This is a genomic window from Microbacterium sp. BF1, from assembly GCF_019279095.1.
GTDB lineage: Bacteria > Actinomycetota > Actinomycetes > Actinomycetales > Microbacteriaceae > Microbacterium > Microbacterium maritypicum.
Map to the genome: position 1 here is coordinate 1 of NZ_JAGYWT010000520.1, position 1,673 is coordinate 1,673.

Annotated in this window: 3 pseudogenes; all 3 read left to right on the forward strand. The window is 67.1% G+C overall.

Features of this window, described 5'->3' with window-relative positions:
- Positions 1-507: pseudogene (locus KZA10_RS14355) on the forward strand (hypothetical protein); the annotation flags it as partial.
- A gap of 54 nt (positions 508-561) precedes the next feature.
- Positions 562-1,512, forward strand: a pseudogene (locus KZA10_RS14360) (glycosyltransferase); the annotation flags it as partial.
- Position 1,513: 1 nt separating this feature from the next.
- Positions 1,514-1,673, forward strand: a pseudogene (locus tag KZA10_RS14365) (bL9 family ribosomal protein); the annotation flags it as partial.

Genomic DNA, 1,673 nt, shown 5'->3' on the forward strand with positions numbered 1-1,673 from the left:
CCACCAGTGACCCACGATGTACTGCGGCAGGTACACGGTGACGACGGACGAGCCGTGCTTCTCGCGGTACTGCTTGATGAACTGCGTGACCGGTTGCGCGAACGAGCGGTACGGGGATTCGACGATCCCGCTCGTGATCGTCGATCCGTCTCCGACCGCCGCCGCAACATCATCACGCGGGCGATCGGCGCGAGCAGCACGGGCGACGCCGACTACTGGATGTTCCCCGCGGAGCTCGGCGACCGGATGCTGGTGTGCTCGGACGGACTCACCTCCGAGGTCGCCGACGCCCGCATCCGCGAGATCCTGATCGCCGAGAAGGACCCGCAGCGGGCGGCAGACGTGCTCATCGACGAGGCCGTCAGCGCCGGCGGCAGGGACAACATCACGGTGCTCGTCATCGATGCCGTCTCCGTCGCCTCGAGACCGGGGACGCTGATGGCCACCGATACGGACATCGACCAGGACACACGTCCACGAGAAGCCGCAGCAGGAGGGGTTCGCTGATGCAGACCAGCGCCCGACCAGGGCTCTTCCTTGGCCGCCACATCGTAAGGCAGCATGTCTGTGACCTCCTCCGACGATCCGATCGATCCGTCGAGCGGCTCCGCCGCCGAATCCTCGCCCCGACCGTTGAAGATCGTGATCGGCTGCGACACCTTCTCGCCCGACATCAACGGCGCCGCCCGCTTCGCCGAGCGTCTCGCCGCCGGCCTGGTGCAGCGCGGCCACGACGTGCACGTCGTGGCCCCCAACCAGGCGTATCGGCGTACGCAGCCGCACACCGAGGTGATCGAGGGCGAGCCGATGACCCTGCACCGGCTGCCGTCGCTGCGCTGGGCTCCGCACGACTGGCTGCGGTTCGTGTGGCCGTGGCGCTCGAGGCACTACGCCCGCAAGGTTCTCGACCAGGTGCAGCCGGATGTCGTGCACATCCAGTCGCACATCGTGATCGGCCGCGGGCTCGCGTACATCGCGAACGAACGCGGCATCCCGGTCATCGCGACCAACCACGTGATGGCCGAGAACATCCTCGACCACACGACCATGCCGAAGTTCATCGACGACCTGGTGCTCAAGTTCGCCTGGGCGGATGCGAAGCGCACGTTCGACATGACCCGCGCCATCACCACTCCCACGCGCCGCGCCGCCGACTTCCTCGAGAAGACCGTCGAGGTGGACGGCGTCATCCCGGTCAGCTGCGGCATCGACCGCACGCAGTACACGCCGGTGATCGCCCCGCGCGAGAAGAACAGGATCATCTTCGTCGGCAGGCTCACCGCCGAGAAGCAGGTCGAGGTCATCCTCAAGGCGATGACGAAGCTCGACCCGGCACTCGCCACGACGTTCGACATCGTCGGCGGCGGCGATCAGCGCAAGCAGCTGGAGCATCTGACGGCGCAGCTCGGCCTGGCCGATCGCGTCACCTTCCATGGCCGCACGAGCGATGAGGAGCTTCGCGCGCTGCTCTCGCGAGCGAGCCTGTTCGTGATCGCTTCGATCGCCGAGCTGCATCGACAACGTCACCGGCACTACCCAGCCCGGCGACGTTGTCGAGGTCAAGAACGGGTACGCCCGTAACTTCCTCATCCCGCAGGGCTTCGCTACGGCGTGGACCCGCGGTGGCGAAAAGCAGGTCGCATCGATCCAGGCCGCACGTCAGGCACGCGCGA